General features: G+C 40.8%; 19 protein-coding genes and 1 pseudogene. 8 read left to right on the top strand and 12 right to left on the bottom strand.

Annotated features, from left to right (window positions below; translation table 11 throughout):
* Window positions 1-85: 85 nt before the first annotated feature.
* Complete coding sequence (locus tag PR725_RS06770) at window positions 86-2119, bottom strand: M13 family metallopeptidase (protein WP_004911041.1); 2034 nt, start codon at window positions 2117-2119, stop codon at window positions 86-88.
* 313 nt (window positions 2120-2432) lie between these two features.
* Between PR725_RS06770 and cysB the strand changes: the two genes are divergently transcribed.
* The 3 genes from cysB to PR725_RS06785 all read left to right on the top strand — a co-directional run bounded on the left by cysB (window position 2433) and on the right by PR725_RS06785 (window position 7090).
* Window positions 2433-3407, top strand: coding sequence for an HTH-type transcriptional regulator CysB (cysB, locus tag PR725_RS06775; RefSeq protein ID WP_004911040.1), 975 nt, complete (start codon window positions 2433-2435; stop codon window positions 3405-3407).
* A gap of 269 nt (window positions 3408-3676) precedes the next feature.
* Window positions 3677-6349, top strand: a complete 2673-nt coding sequence (acnA, locus tag PR725_RS06780) for an aconitate hydratase AcnA (protein WP_196719489.1) — start codon at window positions 3677-3679, stop codon at window positions 6347-6349.
* A gap of 297 nt (window positions 6350-6646) precedes the next feature.
* Window positions 6647-7090 carry a hypothetical protein gene (locus PR725_RS06785; RefSeq protein ID WP_004911037.1) on the top strand — a complete coding sequence of 148 codons (444 nt, stop codon included), beginning with the start codon at window positions 6647-6649 and terminating at the stop codon, window positions 7088-7090.
* Between the two features lie 110 nt (window positions 7091-7200).
* Here PR725_RS06785 and hemB read toward each other — a convergent pair whose 3' ends face one another.
* On the bottom strand, window positions 7201-8178 hold the full coding sequence (gene hemB, locus PR725_RS06790; protein WP_110731948.1) for a porphobilinogen synthase: 978 nt from the start codon (window positions 8176-8178) through the stop codon (window positions 7201-7203).
* Between the two features lie 190 nt (window positions 8179-8368).
* Entirely contained in the window at window positions 8369-8965 is a 597-nt protein-coding gene (ribA, locus tag PR725_RS06795) for a GTP cyclohydrolase II (RefSeq protein ID WP_004911029.1), read from the bottom strand.
* Between the two features lie 213 nt (window positions 8966-9178).
* Between ribA and PR725_RS06800 the strand changes: the two genes are divergently transcribed.
* The 5 genes from PR725_RS06800 to yciH all read left to right on the top strand — a co-directional run bounded on the left by PR725_RS06800 (window position 9179) and on the right by yciH (window position 12636).
* The gene (locus tag PR725_RS06800) at window positions 9179-9901 is read left to right on the top strand and encodes a phosphatase PAP2 family protein (RefSeq protein WP_109912267.1); all 723 of its coding nucleotides are present in this window, start codon (window positions 9179-9181) and stop codon (window positions 9899-9901) included.
* A gap of 145 nt (window positions 9902-10046) precedes the next feature.
* Complete coding sequence (locus tag PR725_RS06805; protein ID WP_272568248.1) at window positions 10047-10364, top strand: LapA family protein; 318 nt, start codon at window positions 10047-10049, stop codon at window positions 10362-10364.
* Between the two features lie 6 nt (window positions 10365-10370).
* Window positions 10371-11543 carry a lipopolysaccharide assembly protein LapB gene (gene lapB / locus PR725_RS06810; protein WP_109912266.1) on the top strand — a complete coding sequence of 391 codons (1173 nt, stop codon included), beginning with the start codon at window positions 10371-10373 and terminating at the stop codon, window positions 11541-11543.
* 44 nt (window positions 11544-11587) lie between these two features.
* The gene (gene pyrF / locus PR725_RS06815) at window positions 11588-12313 is read left to right on the top strand and encodes an orotidine-5'-phosphate decarboxylase (protein ID WP_272538129.1); all 726 of its coding nucleotides are present in this window, start codon (window positions 11588-11590) and stop codon (window positions 12311-12313) included.
* On the top strand, window positions 12310-12636 hold the full coding sequence (yciH, locus tag PR725_RS06820; protein WP_109912264.1) for a stress response translation initiation inhibitor YciH: 327 nt from the start codon (window positions 12310-12312) through the stop codon (window positions 12634-12636). Before pyrF ends, yciH begins: the two co-directional genes overlap by 4 nt.
* Before the next feature lie 72 nt (window positions 12637-12708).
* Here the strand turns inward: yciH and nadS are convergent, their stop codons facing one another.
* The 9 genes and pseudogenes from nadS to PR725_RS06865 all read right to left on the bottom strand — a co-directional run.
* The gene (nadS, locus tag PR725_RS06825) at window positions 12709-12993 is read right to left on the bottom strand and encodes a NadS family protein (protein WP_004911011.1); all 285 of its coding nucleotides are present in this window, start codon (window positions 12991-12993) and stop codon (window positions 12709-12711) included.
* A gap of 1 nt (window position 12994) precedes the next feature.
* Window positions 12995-13327 (bottom strand): type II toxin-antitoxin system RelE/ParE family toxin, encoded by a 333-nt coding sequence (locus tag PR725_RS06830; RefSeq protein ID WP_272568253.1) that lies wholly within the window; start codon window positions 13325-13327, stop codon window positions 12995-12997.
* A gap of 151 nt (window positions 13328-13478) precedes the next feature.
* The gene (gene osmB / locus PR725_RS06835) at window positions 13479-13697 is read right to left on the bottom strand and encodes an osmotically-inducible lipoprotein OsmB (RefSeq protein ID WP_004911006.1); all 219 of its coding nucleotides are present in this window, start codon (window positions 13695-13697) and stop codon (window positions 13479-13481) included.
* Between the two features lie 201 nt (window positions 13698-13898).
* Window positions 13899-15842, bottom strand: coding sequence for an exoribonuclease II (locus PR725_RS06840; RefSeq protein ID WP_123381923.1), 1944 nt, complete (start codon window positions 15840-15842; stop codon window positions 13899-13901).
* Window positions 15843-15980: 138 nt separating this feature from the next.
* Complete coding sequence (gene nth, locus PR725_RS06845; protein WP_102138606.1) at window positions 15981-16622, bottom strand: endonuclease III; 642 nt, start codon at window positions 16620-16622, stop codon at window positions 15981-15983.
* 19 nt (window positions 16623-16641) lie between these two features.
* The gene (locus PR725_RS06850; protein WP_004910994.1) at window positions 16642-17358 is read right to left on the bottom strand and encodes an electron transport complex subunit E; all 717 of its coding nucleotides are present in this window, start codon (window positions 17356-17358) and stop codon (window positions 16642-16644) included.
* Window positions 17358-17987 (bottom strand): electron transport complex subunit RsxG, encoded by a 630-nt coding sequence (gene rsxG, locus PR725_RS06855; RefSeq protein WP_109912261.1) that lies wholly within the window; start codon window positions 17985-17987, stop codon window positions 17358-17360. Before rsxG ends, PR725_RS06850 begins: the two co-directional genes overlap by 1 nt.
* A 10-nt stretch (window positions 17988-17997) precedes the next feature.
* The gene (rsxD, locus tag PR725_RS06860; protein ID WP_004910990.1) at window positions 17998-19083 is read right to left on the bottom strand and encodes an electron transport complex subunit RsxD; all 1086 of its coding nucleotides are present in this window, start codon (window positions 19081-19083) and stop codon (window positions 17998-18000) included.
* 11 nt (window positions 19084-19094) lie between these two features.
* Window positions 19095-19398: pseudogene (locus PR725_RS06865) on the bottom strand (electron transport complex subunit RsxC); the annotation flags it as partial.

Consider the following 19398-nt stretch of genomic DNA (forward strand, 5'->3'; position numbering starts at 1 on the left):
GGATTGATTTGAAAACAATTTAATTTTTCTAGTCATAAAAAGAAGGCTCAAGTTAAATCTCGAGCCTTCTTTTTTCATTGATAAATTACCAAATACGAATACGTTGCTCTGGTGCCAAATATAGTGTGTTATTTTTATCAACACCAAATGTTTGATACCAGTCATCAATATTGCGTACTACGCCATTAGCACGGAATTGGTTAGGGCTATGAGGGTCTGTCATAATCTTATTACGCTCAGATTCTTTATTTGACAGTTCTTGCCAAGTACGAGCCCAAGCAATGAAGAAACGTTGTAACCCAGTTGTTCCGTCAATAATTGGGGGCTCACCATTTGGGTAATTTTCTTTGGCAAATTGTTTATAAGCACTCAAGGCGATATTTAATCCACCGAGATCGCCAATGTTTTCACCTAATGTAAGCTCACCATTCACATTTAAACCATCAACAGCAAATGCGTTATACTGCTCAACAAGCTTGGCTGTTTTCTCTTTAAAGTGAGTTTTGGCACTCTCACTCCACCAGTTACGTAATTGCCCCGTACCATCGTATAAACTGCCTTGGTCATCAAAACCATGGCCCATCTCGTGACCAATTACAGCGCCAATTGCACCATAGTTATAGGCTGGGTCAACATTAGGATCAAAGAAAGGTGCTTGTAAAATTGCCGCTGGGAACACAATTTCGTTTTGAACAGGGTTGAAATAAGCATTGACTGTTTGTGGCGTCATGCCCCATTCCCATTGACGGACAGGTTGGCCAATTTTGCCAATCATATCATCATATGACCAGGCTAAAACTTGTTTATAATTCTCTAATAATGAGTCAGGCTTGAGGTTAATTGTGCTGAAGTCATTCCATTGATCTGGATATCCCACTTTAACAGTGAATTGCTCTAATTTTTTAAGGGCTTCTTGGCGAGTTGGCTCATCCATCCAGTCATTGACTTTTAGGCGTGAATTAAATGTGCCCCTCACATAGCTAACCAAGTCTTTAATTTTTTCTTTAGCTTGCGGGTCGAAGTATTGTTCGACATAAATTTGCCCTAATGGCTCACCTTGGAGCGAATTAACAGTCTGCAATGCACGTTCTTGGCGAGTGCGTTGTTTTTCAATTCCATTGAGTTTTTTCGAATAAAAATCAAACTGGGCATCCGCGATAGCTTGGTTTAAATAACGTGCGTGTTCACTAATATATTGGAAGGTTAGGTAATCTTTTAGTGTCGAAACCGGGGTATCAGCAAAAATTTTTGCGGTTTGTTCCACCGCGCTATCTGTTTCAACGATGATTTTCTCAAGTTGTTTATCTGTTAGTTTACGATTGGTAATAAAACTAGTCCAATCAAAACCTTGAGTATAATTTTTCATTTCAGCTAGAGACATTGCATGGTAATTTTTGATAGTGTCACGGCGTGCTTCTGGGCTCCAATGCACTGTTGCAATTGCTTTTTCCAAATCAAAAATTTTCTGCGCTTTTGGTTGTACATCTTTTTCACCCGCCAGTTCTAGCATGGTAGCGATATAAGCGATATAACTTTTTCGAATATCTTGCATTTGTGGGGTGTCATCGAGGTAATAAGTACGGTTCGGTAGCCCTAAACCGCCTTGACCGATATAAAGCACATAGGTATCAGGTGCTTTGGCATCTAAATCTACCCAATAAGAAATCAGCGATTTATAGTCAGGCTGTGTCATTAGCTGGCTAATATCATGATGATTTTTAGCTTTTGCAATGGCATCTAAATCGGATTTTATTGGGCTAATACCAGCTTGCTCGATAGCCGCTTCATTCAGGTAGCTGAGATATAAATTTCGAATATTTCGTTGGTTATGCGTGAGCTTGTTTTCAGGGATCTGTTGTAATTGATCAATAATCGATTGAATGTGTTTTTCTGTGTTTAAGTATAATTCCACGAAAGAGTTAATACGTGGCATACCGGTGGGGATTTGCGCTTTATTTATCCAATCTTCATTAACATAACGGTAAAAATCATTTCCGGGTTCAATCGTATCAGACAAAACAATTTTTTGTTGTCCATAAGCCACTTCTTTCGCCAAGAGCGCAGGGGCAAAAGAAATCGTCGACATACCAATAATTAAAGCCAAAACATTTAAACGCATGTAACCACCTCTCTTCGTTGAGAATTATGATATCCACTTTAATACGTTAAATTTTACAGTGAGGATCCTGCAAAATTCATTTTACTTATTGAACCACATAATGAAATAAAGTTAATCCGTCTTTGCATTATCTTACGGCCTTTCATCAGTGTAGTGGCATTTAGATGAAATTTTATCATCATACTGTTTATTCTTCTGTGAATGATGTTATATTGGTTATATCAAATTATTTAATTATAACTTTTAGTTATATTTAATATTCTTTAGCTATAGATGCAAAAGCACATTATTCATGTATGAGGTAGACTGAAATATGAAATTGCAGCAATTACGTTATATTGTTGAAGTGGTTAACCATGACTTGAATGTCTCCTCAACCGCTGAGGGGCTTTTTACGTCACAGCCCGGTATCAGCAAACAAGTGCGGATGCTTGAAGATGAGCTAGGGATCCAAATTTTTGCACGTAGTGGTAAACATTTAACGCATGTCACCCCAGCAGGGGAAGAAGTCGTGCGGATCTCCCGAGAAGTACTATCAAAAATAGAAGCGATCCGTTCGGTTGCTGGGGAGCACACTTATCCCGATCGGGGGAGTTTGAGTATTGCGACGACACATACACAAGCTCGTTATGCTTTACCTCCAACAATCAAAGGCTTTATTGAGCGTTACCCACATGTTTCATTGCACATGCAGCAAGGGTCTCCAACGCAAATAGCTGAAGAAGTTTGCAAAGGAAATAGCGATTTTGCGATAGCAACAGAAGCACTGCACCTGTATAACGATTTGATTATGTTGCCATGCTACCATTGGAACCGCTGTGTCGTTGTGCAAAAAGACCATCCGCTAGCGACGAAAAAAAATGTCACTATTGAAGATATCGCGGAATATCAAATTGTAACGTATACCCATGGGTTTACTGGACGTTCAGAATTAGATGTGGCATTTCAGAAAATTGGTCTTGAGCCCAAAATTATTTTTACCGCAACGGATGCCGACGTGATCAAAACCTACGTTAGGTTAGGGCTAGGGATCGGTATCATTGCGAGTATGGCAGTTGACCCGGTGAGTGATAGTGATTTAGTTGTAATTGATATGCGTGATAAGTTCAGCTATAGCACAACGAAGATTGGTTTTAAACGCACCAGTTTCTTACGGAGCTATATGTACGATTTTATGTGGCGCTTCGCACCGCATCTAACTCGTGATGTGGTCGATAAAGCGGTTGCTATTCGTAATAATGAAGAGATTGAAGAATTTTTTAAAGATATGAAATTGCCTATCATCTAATTTCTTTATATTTCTGTACTACCCAATAATAACCCTAGTGACTGTATTTCTAGGGTTTTTATTGTCAATACTTTGTTGGTGTACCAAGCTATTTTCTGACTTATTTCCCTTCTTATCTTAAATTTCCTATTATTAATAGAGAAACATTCAATATTTGGCACAAAATCTATAAATCAAATTTCTAGAGCAACTATGATTACAATTGGTTAACAAAAAATAATGGCGGTAAATACACATATTGCCATAGCCATAAAAACCAAGGAGGAGTTATGTCGTTGAGTCTAAAAACAACGAGTGCCTCGACACTCAATGTTGGAAACAAGCAGTATAATTACTTCAGTTTAGCGCTAGCTGAAAAAAAGCTCGGTGATGGGACGAAGTTACCTAAATCATTAAAAGTCTTACTTGAAAACCTATTACGTCATATTGATGGTAACTCAGTTGTTGAACAAGATTTACAAGCCATTATTGACTGGCAAAAAAATGCACATGCAGATAGGGAAATTGCGTATCGTCCCGCGCGTGTGCTTATGCAAGATTTTACCGGAGTTCCTGCTGTTGTTGACCTGGCCGCGATGCGTGAAGCGGTTAAATCATTAGGTGGCAATGTTGATCAAGTGAATCCGTTATCACCCGTAGATTTGGTCATTGACCACTCGGTAATGGTGGATGAGTTTGCCACCCAATCCGCCTTTGGCGATAACGTTGAAATTGAAATGGCGCGTAACCATGAGCGTTATTTATTTCTACGTTGGGGGCAAAAAGCGTTTAATCGTTTTCAAGTGGTACCACCTGGTACAGGTATTTGTCACCAAGTTAATTTAGAATACCTTGGTAAGGCGGTATGGTATGAAGAAATTGACGGTAAATTATATGCTTATCCAGATACTTTAGTGGGCACGGACTCCCATACGACGATGATCAATGGGTTAGGTGTATTAGGTTGGGGTGTCGGTGGTATTGAAGCTGAAGCCGCTATGTTAGGCCAACCTGTCTCGATGCTAATCCCTGACGTTGTTGGTTTTAAATTAACGGGTAAATTATCCGAAGGGATCACAGCAACTGACCTTGTGTTGACAGTGACACAAATGCTACGTCAACATGGTGTCGTGGGTAAGTTTGTTGAATTCTATGGTGACGGCTTGGCCGATTTACCATTAGCAGACCGCGCAACAATTGCGAATATGTCCCCTGAATATGGTGCAACGTGTGGCTTTTTCCCGGTTGATGAAGTAACACTGTCTTATATGCGTTTAACTGGGCGCAGTGATGATGAAATTGCGCTGGTGGAAGCTTATAGTAAAGAGCAGGGTTTATGGCGTTATGCGGGCGATGAACCGATTTTTACCAGTACACTTGAGTTAGACATGTCGACAGTCGAATCCAGTTTAGCCGGGCCTAAACGTCCACAAGACAGAGTCGAACTTAGCCAAGTACCAAAAGCATTTCGTGGCGCAGTCGAATTAGAAGTCAATAAGAAAATCCAATCGAGCTATCCTTCGGTTAAATATCAAAATAAAACCTTTGAATTAACCGATGGCGCGGTCGTTATTGCAGCAATTACCTCTTGTACAAACACGTCGAACCCAAGTGTATTAATGGCTGCGGGGCTATTAGCGAAAAAAGCCGTTGAAAAAGGGTTAGTTCGCCAACCGTGGGTTAAATCATCATTAGCACCGGGTTCTAAAGTGGTTACTGATTATCTTGCCGTTGCAGGTTTAACACCGTATTTAGATAAGCTTGGGTTTAACCTTGTCGGGTATGGATGCACAACCTGTATTGGTAACTCAGGGCCATTACCAGAACCAATAGAAGAAGCGATTAAACAAACGGATCTTACTGTTGGTGCCGTACTGTCAGGAAACCGTAACTTTGAAGGGCGAATTCACCCACTGGTGAAAACTAACTGGTTAGCCTCTCCGCCGCTTGTTGTTGCCTATGCACTGGCGGGTAATATGAATATCAACTTGAAAACTGACCCTATCGGGGTTGATAAATCGGGTAATGATGTTTATTTGAAAGATATTTGGCCATCAAGTGCTGAAATTGCGCAAGCTGTACAGCAAGTTAAAACAGATATGTTCCGTAAGGAATATAACGCGGTCTTTGAAGGTGATGATGCTTGGAGAGCATTAAAAGTTGAAAGCTCTTCAACTTATCACTGGCAAGCAGACTCGACCTATATCCGCCATCCACCTTTCTTTGAAGGAATGCAATCTCAGCCAGTACCTGTTAAAGATATTCATGGCGCAAATATTTTAGCGATCCTCGGTGACTCGGTCACCACTGACCATATTTCTCCTGCGGGGAATATCAAAAAAGAGAGTCCAGCAGGACGCTATCTGCAAGAACACGGTGTTGCTGTCGCAGATTTCAACTCTTATGGTTCGCGTCGTGGTAACCATGAAGTGATGATGCGAGGGACATTTGCAAATATTCGTATTCGTAATGAAATGGTACCAGGTGTGGAGGGCGGTTATACCTTACATATACCGACAGGCAAACAAATGGCGATTTATGATGCAGCGATGCTGTATCAACAAGAAAATCGCCCATTGGCTATCATTGCGGGTAAAGAATATGGTTCAGGTTCTAGCCGAGATTGGGCTGCGAAAGGTACAAATTTATTAGGTGTGAGAGTCGTCATTACTGAGTCATATGAGCGTATCCACCGTTCCAATTTGATTGGTATGGGGGTTATACCTTTAGAGTTTAAAGATGGGGTATCCCGTAAGACACTCAATTTAAAAGGTGATGAACGCATTGATGTCACGGGGTTACAGTCAATTACTCCTGGACAAGATATCACAGTGAAAATCACGTATGGCAATGGTGATATAAAGGAAGTTATAACCCGCTGTCGTATTGATACTGCAACGGAGATGGATTATTACCGTCATGGTGGTATTTTACATTATGTTATAAGACAGATGCTGCATTAATCATTCAATTGTGTTACTGAAACGCCTGTAAGATTGTTATCCTACGGGCGTTTTTATTTTTTAATATTTAATCTTATTTATCAATTTTGTTTTTTCTCAATATTTTTGATAGCAATCTACGTTATGGTGTTAAATAGACGGTAGATTAAAGGAGAAAATAGTCGCTACTAGGCTAAATGAAAATAGGGTGAAGTTCGCCATAAATAAGTTTCTTTGTGCAAATTAATTGAATGTAATAGCTTTAGCACGGGTCACCATGTAACTGAGCTTATCGAAAACACTATAAAGGAAATGAGTATGGCAGATATCAATGAAACCGATTTCTATAAAGGGGCATTGTGGGCAGCAGATATCTTATTAACCACATCCCATTTTGATGGTGCGAACGAAGAGGTTCGTGACATTTTGGAGCACATACCTAACTTATATTCTATTGTGATGAGAACACCTGAAACGGAAGTCCATGATTTGCGTTTATATGCAGACAAAGAATTTCCACTCGGCTTAAATGCAGATTACACCACTATTACCATTGCACCATTACAAGACTACTTTGATATTTTGCCTATGCCCGATCAAAACCCTGAGAGTATTACGGTTGAAGTCGATTACTGGGGAGTGGTTGCAACAACATCTGCGGGTAAACAAGATTTATTAATTGCCGGTTTAGCAACGCCAGAGCAAGCACAGCATTATGTGCAAACATTAACCCAACAACTTGAATTGCAAAGAGCAAAATAGCCAACTGGCTATAAGTTAGGCGCTTTAAGTACTATTATTCAACAGAAATGACAAAAAACCGCGCTACTGTGTTTATGTACAGTAATGCGGTTTTTTTTAACTGAATGAGATTATAACGCGTTGGCTTCAGCTAACTGTAAAGCGAAATAAGTGAAAATAAGATCAGCGCCTGCGCGTTTAATTGACCCTAGTGTTTCAAGAGCCACACGCGTTTCATCAATTGCACCCGCTTGAGCGGCAAATTTAATTTGTGCGTATTCTCCACTGACTTGATAAGCCCCGATGGGTAATTGAGTGTGTTCGCGTAAATCACGAATAATATCCAAATACGCTCCGGCAGGCTTTATCATTAGCGCGTCAGCACCTTCGCGCTCATCAATTAGTGACTCATGGAGCGCTTCACGGCGGTTCATTGGGTTCATCTGATAGGTTTTTCTATCGCCTTTAAGGCATGAACCTGCTGCATCTCGGAATGGGCCATACAGTGCGGATGCAAATTTTGTGGAGTAAGACATAATTGCAGTATCTGTAAAGCCTGCTTCATCAAGAGCATGACGGATTGCAGCAACCTGGCCATCCATTGCGGCAGAAGGGGCAATGAAATCAGCGCCTGCACGTGCGGCGGCAACCGCTTGTAAACCTAGGTTATGGATAGTTGCATCGTTGTCAACGACATGACCGTGCATAACGCCACAGTGACCATGAGAGGTGTATTCACAGAAACAGGTGTCAGACATCACTATCATTTCAGGAACGGTTTCTTTGCAGATACGTGACATGCGTGCCACTAAACCATTCTCTTGCCATGCATCACTACCATTATCATCAAGATGATGGGAAACCCCAAAGGTCATCACTGATTTTATTCCTGCATTTGCGATACGCTCAATTTCATAGGCAAGGCGTTTCTCAGGAATACGCATAACACCCGGCATGCTATTGATTGGCATATAGTCGTCGAGTTCTTCTTCAACAAAAATTGGCAAGCAAAGGTCATTAACGGAAAGGTGGGTTTCTTGGAATAAAGTGCGGAGTTTTTCGGTCTTACGCAATCTTCTCATGCGTTGAATGGAATGCAGGTTGTTCACAGTATCTCCTGGTAGTATGCGGAATAAACCTCAAGAGCTCAGTTTATTCGTCAGGGTAATCAGATGGCTAACAGTATAAACCTTATAGAAAGAAAGTGAATATAGCAGCGGGTAAATGGCACACTTTGAATGATGATAATCAGAATGAGGAGAAGAAAGGGAAGAGCAGAACACTCTTCCTTTGGTGAGATCACTGATGCTTAAATAGCATGTGTCCCATTTTTTCTGCTTTAACGTCAAGGTAATGTTCGTTACTTGGGTTACGACCGACAATCAGTGGAACACGCTCTACCACGTTAATTCCAGCTTCACGCATGATGTCTATTTTTTTCGGGTTATTTGTCAATAAACGGACTTCATTAATTCCCAATAATTTATACATATCAGAGCATAAGGTAAAATCACGTTCATCGGCTTTGAATCCGAGTTTGATGTTAGCTTCAACCGTATCAAGGCCTTGATCTTGCAATGCATAAGCACGGATTTTATTTAGCAAGCCTATGTTTCGGCCTTCTTGACGATGATAAAGTAATACCCCTCGGCCTTCTTTACTAATCTGAGAGAGCGCGGCTTCTAATTGAAAACCACAATCGCAACGTAGACTAAATAACGCATCTCCTGTTAAACATTCGGAGTGGATCCGGCTAAGTACCGGTGTATCTCCTGAGATATCGCCAAAAATTAACGCTACATGATCACGACCGGTTGCGATTTCTTCAAAACCCACCATTAAAAACTCACCGAAAGGTGTTGGGAGTTTTGCTTCGGCAACGCGTTTTAGCTGCATATTTTCTTTCATTAGTTAAAGTAACTCTTGCTTAATTAATAACGTTTATCGATATAAAGTAGCTTAACTATAATACATCGACGCTATATGACGTTTAGCATATAGAGGTTGGTATTCTTTGCACACGACCAACGCTGTATTACTATAACAGAGTTAATAATAGGTGAATGGAATATTTGTATATTTAATAGAACTTTATTTGGAATACATTGAATGAAAAAAACGGTTTTGGTTGTTTGTGCTTTTGCATTGTTATTAATCATGCCTCCCATGGTGATGATAGTTACAGGGTGGCATTGGTCACCAGAAACCCAGTTTAACTCAATGAAATGGCTTCTTTGGCTGACAGACACTGCGGGAGCGCCTTATAGTATTTTAACGTCTTTTTTATTTCTTGGAGTCGTTATATTCGTTTTCCGTTCAGAAAAGAAACAGCGACTGAAAATTTTGCTTGTTCTGGTCAGTGCGGTATTACTGCAACAAGGTTTGAAGAGCGCATTAAAAAGCACATTTAAAGAACCGCGTCCTTATGTGGAATGGTTGGCAACTCAATATCAAATTCCTTCATCAGAGTTTTATGAGTTAAAACGTAGTGAACGAGCGAAATTAATTAAAAATACGGTTAAACAAGATGAAAATATAGCTAAGTGGCAGCGTAAACATTGGCAAGCAGAAACGGGGTATTCTTTTCCTTCGGGTCATATGTTATTTGCAGCAGGCTGGGCATTGTTTTTAATTGTGCTTTTTTGGCAACAGCGTTTATATGCTTTATCGATAGGGCTTGCTATTTGGGCAGAGGGTATTGCGTTTAGTCGGATGTTGTTGGGAATGCATTGGCCTATAGATATAATAACTTCAGTGATCATCAGTGCTTGTTTTACCATATTTGGTTATTATATTTTACGGGCATGGGGACTATTTAGTAAAGCCGATTAATCTTTCATCAAGTTGGCCATTATTAGGGGAGATCTAACTTAAATATCTCATTGTATAAAATAAATTGCTTTGTCTGAATGCGCTGGAAATGCTACCTTAACAGGTAGATATTATTGGATGAATAGAACTGATAACGGGAATAAATGTGAAATATTTTCTGATTTTATTACTAGCGGTCGCTTTTTTTATTGTTTCGATTACGCTAGGTTCAAGCAATGATCAGGTTATTACATTTAAGTACCTGATTGCAAAAGGGGATTTTTCATTATCGACCCTTCTTGCATCACTTTTTGGTGTCGGTTTTGTGCTAGGTTGGCTAGTCTGTGCCGTGTTTTATTTACGAGTCATCGTTAGCCTGAAAAACGCACGTCGTAAAATTCGACGTTTAGAATCACAATTAGGTGCTGGAGAAAGTAATATTTCCGACTCAACCTCATTAGTGACGACTCAGAACAAGGAATAATCCTGTATGTTCGAGTTGCTGTTTCTGCTGCTACCGGTTGCTGCTGCTTACGGTTGGTACATGGGGCGCAGAAGTGCTCAACAAGATAAGCAACAACATGCGAATCGCTTGTCACGTGATTATGTTACAGGCGTTAACTTCCTATTATCTAATCAACAAGACAAAGCTGTCGATTTATTCCTCGATATGCTGAAAAATGAAGACAGTTCCGCTTTTGAGGCTCATCTCACGCTGGGAAATTTATTCCGTTCTCGTGGTGAAGTTGAACGTGCCATTCGTATTCACCAGTCGCTGGTAGAAAGCGCCGCTTTGTCATTTGAACAACGCTTATTAGCAACCCAACAGCTTGGCCGAGATTACATGGCTGCAGGGGTTTATGACCGTGCAGAAAATATGTTTCAGCAATTGACAGACGAAGTCGATTTCAAACAAAGTGCCTTACAATCCCTCTTAAATATTTATCAGCTTACCAGTGACTGGACAAAAGCCATTGAAATAGCAGGAAAACTGGTTAAATTAGGGCACCCCGAGTTACGTGAGCAAATTGCGCATTTTTATTGTGAATTAGCGACCCAACAACTCGCTAGCGATGATCTTGAAGATGCACTGACATTGTTAAATAAGGCAGAGCAAGCCGATAACCACTGCGCTCGAGTTTCGATTATGAAAGGTCGGTTGTTTATCGAGCAAGGTAATTACGACAAAGCGGTTCATGTCTTAAAACAAGTCTATGAACAAGATAGAGAACTCGTTGCTGAAACATTACCTTTACTGTTTGATTGCTACCAACATACTGGCCAAGCAGATGAGTGGGAAGATTACCTTCGTCAGTGTGTTGCAGGTAATTCAGGGGCTATCGCAGAACTTTACTTAGCCGATATTATTGTTGAAAAACAAAATCATGAAGCGGCTGCGAATTACATTAACGACCAAATTCAACGCCATCCTACCATGCGTTTATTCTATCGTTTAATGGATTACCATCTTGAAGAAGCTGAAGATGGAAGGGCAAAAGAAAGTTTGATTTTGCTGCGTAAAATGGTAGGGGAACAAATTCGTACAAAACCCGATTATCGCTGCCATAAATGCGGGTTTACATCGCGTGCATTATATTGGCATTGTCCATCTTGTCGTTCTTGGGACACAATTAAACCTATTCGCGGGCTAGATGGTCAGTGACAGCGTCACTTTTTAAATAATAACGACTCTTTAAAGGCTAAGAAATGATTTCCTCAACTGAGAACCACACACATTCACCAATTATTGTGGCACTTGATTATGAAGATGCTAATGAAGCTTTGGCTTTTGTGGATCGTATTGACCCACGTGATTGTCGCTTAAAAGTTGGCAAAGAAATGTTTACTTTTAATGGTCCTCAATTTGTTAAGTCACTCCATGAACGTGGTTTTGATATTTTCTTAGATTTGAAATTTCATGATATTCCAAATACTGTTGCTCGTGCGGTTGCGGCTGCAGCTGAAATGGGGGTATGGATGGTTAATGTCCATGCTGGTGGTGGGGCTCGTATGATGGAAGCGGCGCGCCAATCTCTTGAGCCTTATGGTAAAGAAGCGCCATTACTTACTGCAGTAACAGTATTAACGAGTATGGATGAATCTGACCTCTCAGGTGTTGGAATTAACGTTTCACCGGCAGTTCATGCAGAGCATTTGGCCTTATTAACGAAGCAATGTGGGTTGGACGGTGTTGTTTGCTCTGCTCATGAAGCTCAACGTTTAAAGCAGTTATGTGGTGCTGATTTCAAATTGGTTACCCCAGGTATTCGCCCTACAGGTAGTGATGTCGGGGATCAACGTCGCATTATGACACCACAAGATGCAGTGAAAGCAGGTGTCGATTATATGGTGATTGGGCGTCCGATTACACGTAGTGAAAACCCAACAGTCACATTACAACAAATCAATCAATCTATTGAAGGTTTGCTATGAGTGATACAAATAGTCGTCTTGTTTACAGCACTGAGACAGGACGTATTGCTGACGAAAAACCCAAAGTTGAAAGGCCTAAAGGCGATGGTATTGTGCGAATTCGCCGTGAGACATCAGGACGCAAAGGGAAAGGTGTTTGTGTTGTTACAGGTCTTGACCTTGAAGATAGCGAATTAGCAAAACTAGCGGCTGACCTTAAAAAGAAATGTGGCTGTGGCGGGGCTGTCAAAGACGGTAACGTTGAAATTCAAGGCGACAAACGTGATGTTATCAAACAGTACCTTGAGGCGAAAGGTTTTCAAGTCAAGTTAGCTGGTGGCTGATTGACTCGACAATTTTGCTGTTTTTCATGAGTGGCGACCTAGAGAGCCACTCATTTTATAATGAAGAAGTGGTTAAATTGCTGCTAACTCGGCAAATAAAGCAGGATTACGCTTAATGGCGATGAGTATTTTAGCCGCTAGCCCTGTTGGGTTACGTCGTTTAAGTTCCCAACTTTTAATGGTGTCGATACTCGTCCCTAGCGCATGAGCTAATTCGCTTTGTGAAACATTAAGTTGTTCTCGAATTGCTTTGACGTCAGTAATTTCGTAACGAGTGACATTAGCAGCTTTTTGGTGACCGTGTTTAATGTCAACAGCTTCTTCTAAAGAGGCTTTTAATTCGTTGAATATACTCATTTTATACCTTATTTTTTAGTAATTTCGTTAGTTTCTTTAATTCTGCTTTTTCTAAGTCATTTAGCGTATCTTTGACATTCTTTGGGTAACCCATTATAAAATAAATGATTTCTGCTGTAGCTAGGAAATAAATAACCCGTACACTTGCACTTTTTCCTTTATTACCTGTTGCCATCCTAATTTTGCGAAGACCACCTGTTCCTTGGATAATATCGCCTTTATCTGGCCATGCGATAAGTTCATTTTGTAGTGTCCTAAGTTCTTCTTGTGTTGCTATCGATTGGATTTGTTTAGTAAAAAAGCTCGTTTCAATAAATTCAATTGCGTGAATCACAGGGTTCCCTCCCTTTGCATTAATTGTAAGTGTACTTTGTACACTTTTTTCCGTCAATAGTTTAATAGATTATCGGATATGAAAAATAAAATAGCGTTCATGATGAACGCTATTGTAGATTAAGGAGAGAAAATAAAGGATGTAATGAGATTTATTTACCGACTTGGTGACCGATAATTCCACCAATTGCAGCACCGCCAACGGTTCCTACGGAGCTTCCGCCTGTCAGTACGGCACCACCAACAGCACCTACACCAGCACCAATCGCTGTGTTTTTATCGCGTTTAGACATATTTGAACAGGCACTGACACTGATAGCGACTGTGGCTATCACCATGAATGATAAAATACGTTTGCTTACTGTGTTCATTTTAGTGATCCTTAGTACAGATTTAACAGTTAACAAAATATCATGATAGGTTATTATACGAATAAGAATAATCAGGAAAAGATCTGGAAAAGTGCTCGCTGTTTAACGTTTAATGCGAATATGATGTTAAAAAACAATTTATAGAAAAATAAAAGACCATAGATATCAAACTATGGTCTTTTAAGAATAGCAGAAAAGTTGTTATTCGGCTGGTCTAGCAACGATATTACGTGTTTCCATACGAACTTCATTAATGGTGACATTAATAATATCGTTAAGTTGGTAAGCTATTTCACCTTTAACAAGCACATTGCCTGTTTCTTGGCTACATTGAATCTCATCACGAACGCTATGAATAAAGGGGGCAGGGACAAATGCAACGGCACCATTGTCGACTAAGCGAACTCGCACTCCACCACGGGTAATATCGATAATTTCAGCTGGGAATTTAGTATCTGTACCCTCAAAAGGCTTTAAGTAACGCGAATAGAGCCAGTCACCAACATCACGTTCAGCCATACGATTTGCACGACGACGTTCAGCTAATTTGATTGATAATTCTTCGGAGGGTTTATCCGTAGAAGGTTTACCGGCAATAATAGACTTTATTAAACGATGATTGACGATATCGGTATACTTACGAATTGGTGAAGTCCAAGTCGCATAAGCATCAAACCCTAAACCAAAATGTGGACCGGGCTCAGCTTTGACTTCCGCAAAAGTTTGGTAACGACGAATTCGGCTATCAAGGAATTGAGTCGGCTGTGCATCTAATTGACGGCGTAGTTGACGGAAACCTTCTAGTGATAACAACGATTCAGCCGTTGTTTCAATACCGTTATCTTTTAGTGTTTGCACGACTTGGTCAATTTGCAGAGGTTCAAACCCCATATGCACATTAAACACCCCAAACCCTAATTTTTCTTTTAGTACCGCAGCAGCGCAGAGGTTAGACGCGATCATAGCTTCTTCAACAATGCGATTAGAGCTACGGCGACGTTCAGTCACGATGTCAACCACATTGCCTTTATCATCTAATACAAAGCGGTAATCGGGGCGGTCTTTGAAGACGAGGGCATTATTTTCACGCCATTGTAAACGTCTATCTGACATTTCTTTAAGGAGTAAAATTTGCTGTTTATCGGTATCATTTGCTGGCTGCCAACTGCCTGTATTCTCAAGCCAATCAGAGACTTCGTCATAAACTAATTTAGATTTCGATTCAACCCAAGCACTGAAAAACTCAATGTGATCGTCAATGCGTCCATCTTCTTTAATTAGCGCAATACAGACTAAAGTAGGGCGGCGTTCATTTGGGCGTAAAGAGCATAGGTCGTCAGATAATCTGCGTGGTAACATTGGAATATTGAAACCAGGCAAATAGTTGGTATAGCCGCGGGCTAATGCCAGTTTATCTAGTTCGCTGCCTTCTGGTATATAACTTGTCGGGTCAGCGATAGCGATATACAGCTTTAAATCGCCATTATCGGTTCTTTCAACATAGAGCGCGTCATCAATGTCTTCAGTACTAGCATTGTCTATCGTCGTAAAATGCAAGTGAGTTAAATCAACACGTTCAATTCCTTGATCGTCACGTTCACTATCAACCATTTTAGGTTCATCACGGTCTAATTGGTGACGGCGTAACGTTACCCACCAAGGGGCAAAATGGTCATCACCATCGGTGATAAATTCAGTTATTTCAGCGTAGAAAGTTTTATCACCCTTTAATGGGTGGCGACGCATTTGTGCAACAACCCAATCATCTTGTTTGAATTCGTGATTGATGCCATTAACAGGACGGCAAGAAATCATATCTTTCAGTAATGGGTGATCGGGAATGACAAATAAGCGGTTATCATTGTCTTTTTTTTGTATTTTCCCAACAAACCTATCTAAAAAAGGTTCTACCAGCTCTTCTGGTTCTGCAAATTCGCGGTCTTTATCTGTACGAACTGCAGCAATAACGCGATCGCCATGCATGACTTTTTTCATTTGAGGCGGCGGAATGAAATAACTTTTTTGGCCATCAACTTCGAGAAAGCCAAAGCCTTTTTCTGTGCTTTTTACCAGCCCTTCAACGCGTGGAGTCTGGGCATGTAGTTTTTGTTTAAGTTGTGCGAGCAGTGGGTTGTCTTGGAACATACTTACCGTTTTATTGATATTGGGTTTGGCTCTATTGTTACGTAAGACAAAGTCTTAGAGCAAGGAAAAAATGCGTTACTGACTAGATTCATCATTAAAAATACCGTTTATTGGTAATGTATAAAAATAGCATTTTGACTAATCTTCTGGGTATATTTTTTCTTTAAATTCACATAAATCTTCAATAATACATGAGCCACAGCGGGGTTTGCGGGCAATACAAGTATAACGTCCATGCAAAATAAACCAATGGTGGCAATCTACTTTAAACTCTGCGGGTACAACTTTAAGGAGTTTTTCTTCCACTTCAACAACATTCTTACCCGGAGCAAAGTTAGTACGATTGCAGACACGAAAAATATGTGTGTCAACAGCGATAGTCGGCCAGCCAAATGCGGTATTAAGAACCACATTTGCAGTTTTACGGCCAACACCCGGTAAGGCTTCCAAAGCCTCTCGGTTTTCAGGAACCTGACTGTTGTGTTTTTCGATTAAAATTTGACAGGTTTTATAGACACTTTCAGCTTTAGTATTAAATAAGCCAATGGTTTTAATGTATTCTTTTATCCCATCCACACCTAGCGCCATAATAGTTTCAGGTGTATTAGCAACAGGGTATAGCTTCGCTGTCGCTTTATTAACACTCACATCAGTCGCTTGAGCTGACAATAAAACGGCGATTAATAGCTCAAAAGGAGAATTAAATTCTAGCTCCGTTGTCGGGTGTGGGTTGTTATCCCGTAGACGAGTTAGAATTTCAATGCGTTTTGATTTATTCATTGCTCACAAAATATCGTTGTTAAGAAATATGGCTACCGCAACCTTGCTGTTTTTCATATTCACGCTCGGGTTGAATACTGGATTGTCGTGCGGCTCTTTTTTTCATTTTTTCATCAATTAAGTACTTCGCTGCTAATAGTAACGCTAGCCCAATGAAGGCACCAGGCGGTAGCATAGCGAGTAAAAATGGAGAATCAAGATGTAATACTTCAATACGAAGGGAGGTGGCCCAAGAACCAAGTAACAAGTCAGCACCATCAAACAAGGTACCATTCCCTAAAATTTCACGAATTGACCCTAGAACAAGCAAGGTCGCCGTTGCGCCTAAGCCCATGGCAAACCCATCTAGAGCAGATAACCCAACAGGATTACGAGATGCATAGGCTTCTGCTCGCCCAATAACAATACAGTTGGTGACGATTAACGGAATAAAGATCCCGAGAGATTCATATAAACCAAAAGCATATGCGTTGATTAGCATTTGTACGGCACTAACAACAGAGGCAATAATCATCACGTAGATAGGGATGCGAATTTCTGATGGTACCCAACGACGTAAAGCAGAAACTGCAACATTAGTACAAACTAAGACTAATGTTGTCGCTAAGCCTAGCCCTAATGCGTTTGTTGCTGTTGATGAAACAGCAAGAAGCGGACAAAGCCCTAATAGTTGAACCAATGCAGAGTTGTTTTTCCACAAACCTTGCATTAATAAGTCTTTAGATGTATCGCTCATTATTCGTCCCCACAGCGTGGATAATTCGATAATTGTTGTGGAATTTGTTGCATAAATACAGCAGTACGTTTAGTCGCATTGACGACTGCTCTGGGCGTAATTGTTGCTCCAGTAAACTGATCAAATTCACCACCGTCTTTTTTAACCGCCCATTTAGGGTCATTGTCAGAGGCTATTTTCTTACCGCTAAAATAAGTAATCCAATCAGATATTCGTGTCTCAATCTTGTCACCAAGCCCAGGTGTTTCATGATGTTCTGTTACACGAGTTCCCAATACTGTGCCGTTAAAATCGGTTCCAACTAATAAATGTATCGCGCCAGAGTAGCCGTCTAATGCCGTTGTTTCTAATGCCGCAGCAACGGGTTCGCCATTTTTACGGGCTAGATACAAACGCCTAGGTTGTTTGTTACCAAGTATGGCCTCATTAGTGACTAAATAACACTCTTTTGCGAGGTCATTGTCATATAAATCACTTGGTATAACTTGGTCGAGTAATTTTTTCTGAACAATAGCGGCTTGTTCAGCAATAGTCTCTTTAGTTAACGTGTACACTGCAGCACTAAGCGCGGTCGTGCCTGCCGCAAAGATTGCTAACGTTACACCATGGCGTTTCATCGTGTTTAACATACGGTTATCCTTACTTATGCCCATGGCCGTACGCACGAGGTTGCGTATAGTAATCAATTAATGGAACGGTAATATTGGCGAGTAACACGGCAAATGCGACAGCGTCAGGGTAACCACCGTAAACACGGATCACCCAAACAAGGAAACCAATGATCACACCAAAAATAATTCGTCCCTTAGGTGTTGTCGATGCGGTAACAGGGTCAGTGGCAATAAAAAATGCCCCTAGCATAGTGGCGCCAGACAATAGATGAACCCATGGTGATGCATGCTGGCTATCATCAATTAAGTGGCTAACAATAGCTAAGATTGCCAACGTACCTAAGAACGACACTGGGATGTGCCAGCTAATAATACGGCGCTGTAATAAGAACAAACCGCCAACTAAATAGCCAATATTTACCCATTGCCAACCAATACCGGCTAAGGAACCTTGCAAAATAGGTTGTTGTAATACTTCAGAAATAGAATGAGTCAGTAGGCCCGTTTTAAAGCTATCAAGCGGGGTTGCTTGGCTCATACCATCAATTCCCGTTCGTAGCTGCTCGAGAGTAATACCTGTTGGTGTATGGCCACTGAGAATAATTGATAGGCTATCAAGGGCTGAAACCGACATATTCTGTAATTCATGCGGGGGTAGCCAGTTTGTCATATGAACAGGGAATGATATCAATAAAACAACATAACCCACCATCGCGGGGTTAAAAGGGTTTTGTCCCAATCCACCATAACATTGTTTAGCAATCGTAATAGCAAAAAATGTCCCTAATACGATTAACCACCAAGGTGAGAGCGGTGGTAGGCTGATGGCTAATAATAAAGCAGTTACAATGGCTGAATTATCTTTTAGTACAGGAACTACAGGTTGTTTGCGTAAACGAATAGAAACCGCTTCTGTGATAACGGCTGTTAGCATCGCTAAAATAATTTGATATAAGGTGCCAACGCCAAAAAAATAAACTTGAGCCGCAATACCGGGTATTGCAGCTAAAAGTACCCAAAGCATGACTAAGCTGGTGCTTTGTTTATTATGAGTAAATGGCGCGCTAGCAATTTTTAAACGGCGATTTTTCGCATCAATTGGCCTAAATTTCATCTCGTTATCACTTACTCTGTAGTCGTTTGTTCATGTTGTTTTTGTGCTTGCTTCGCTTTTACTCGCGCGATTGCAGCGGCAACGGCAATTTTTCGAGGGTCGGTTTCCTCTTCAATGGGTTGTTCGGCAGCGGGAGTAAGCTCTTCTTGTGCGAGTTGTTCTGCTTGAGCGGCTTTTTTAGCTTTGGCACGCGCAATAGCTGCAGCGACAGCCGCTTTACGTGGATCAACTTCGGTATCCGCTACCACATCAGCGACTGGCGGTGTGGCAGGTTGCTCTTGAGCGGCTTTTTTAGCTTTGGCACGCGCAATAGCT

It is taken from the genome of Providencia sp. PROV255, from assembly GCF_028478065.1.
Classification (GTDB): domain Bacteria; phylum Pseudomonadota; class Gammaproteobacteria; order Enterobacterales; family Enterobacteriaceae; genus Providencia; species Providencia rettgeri.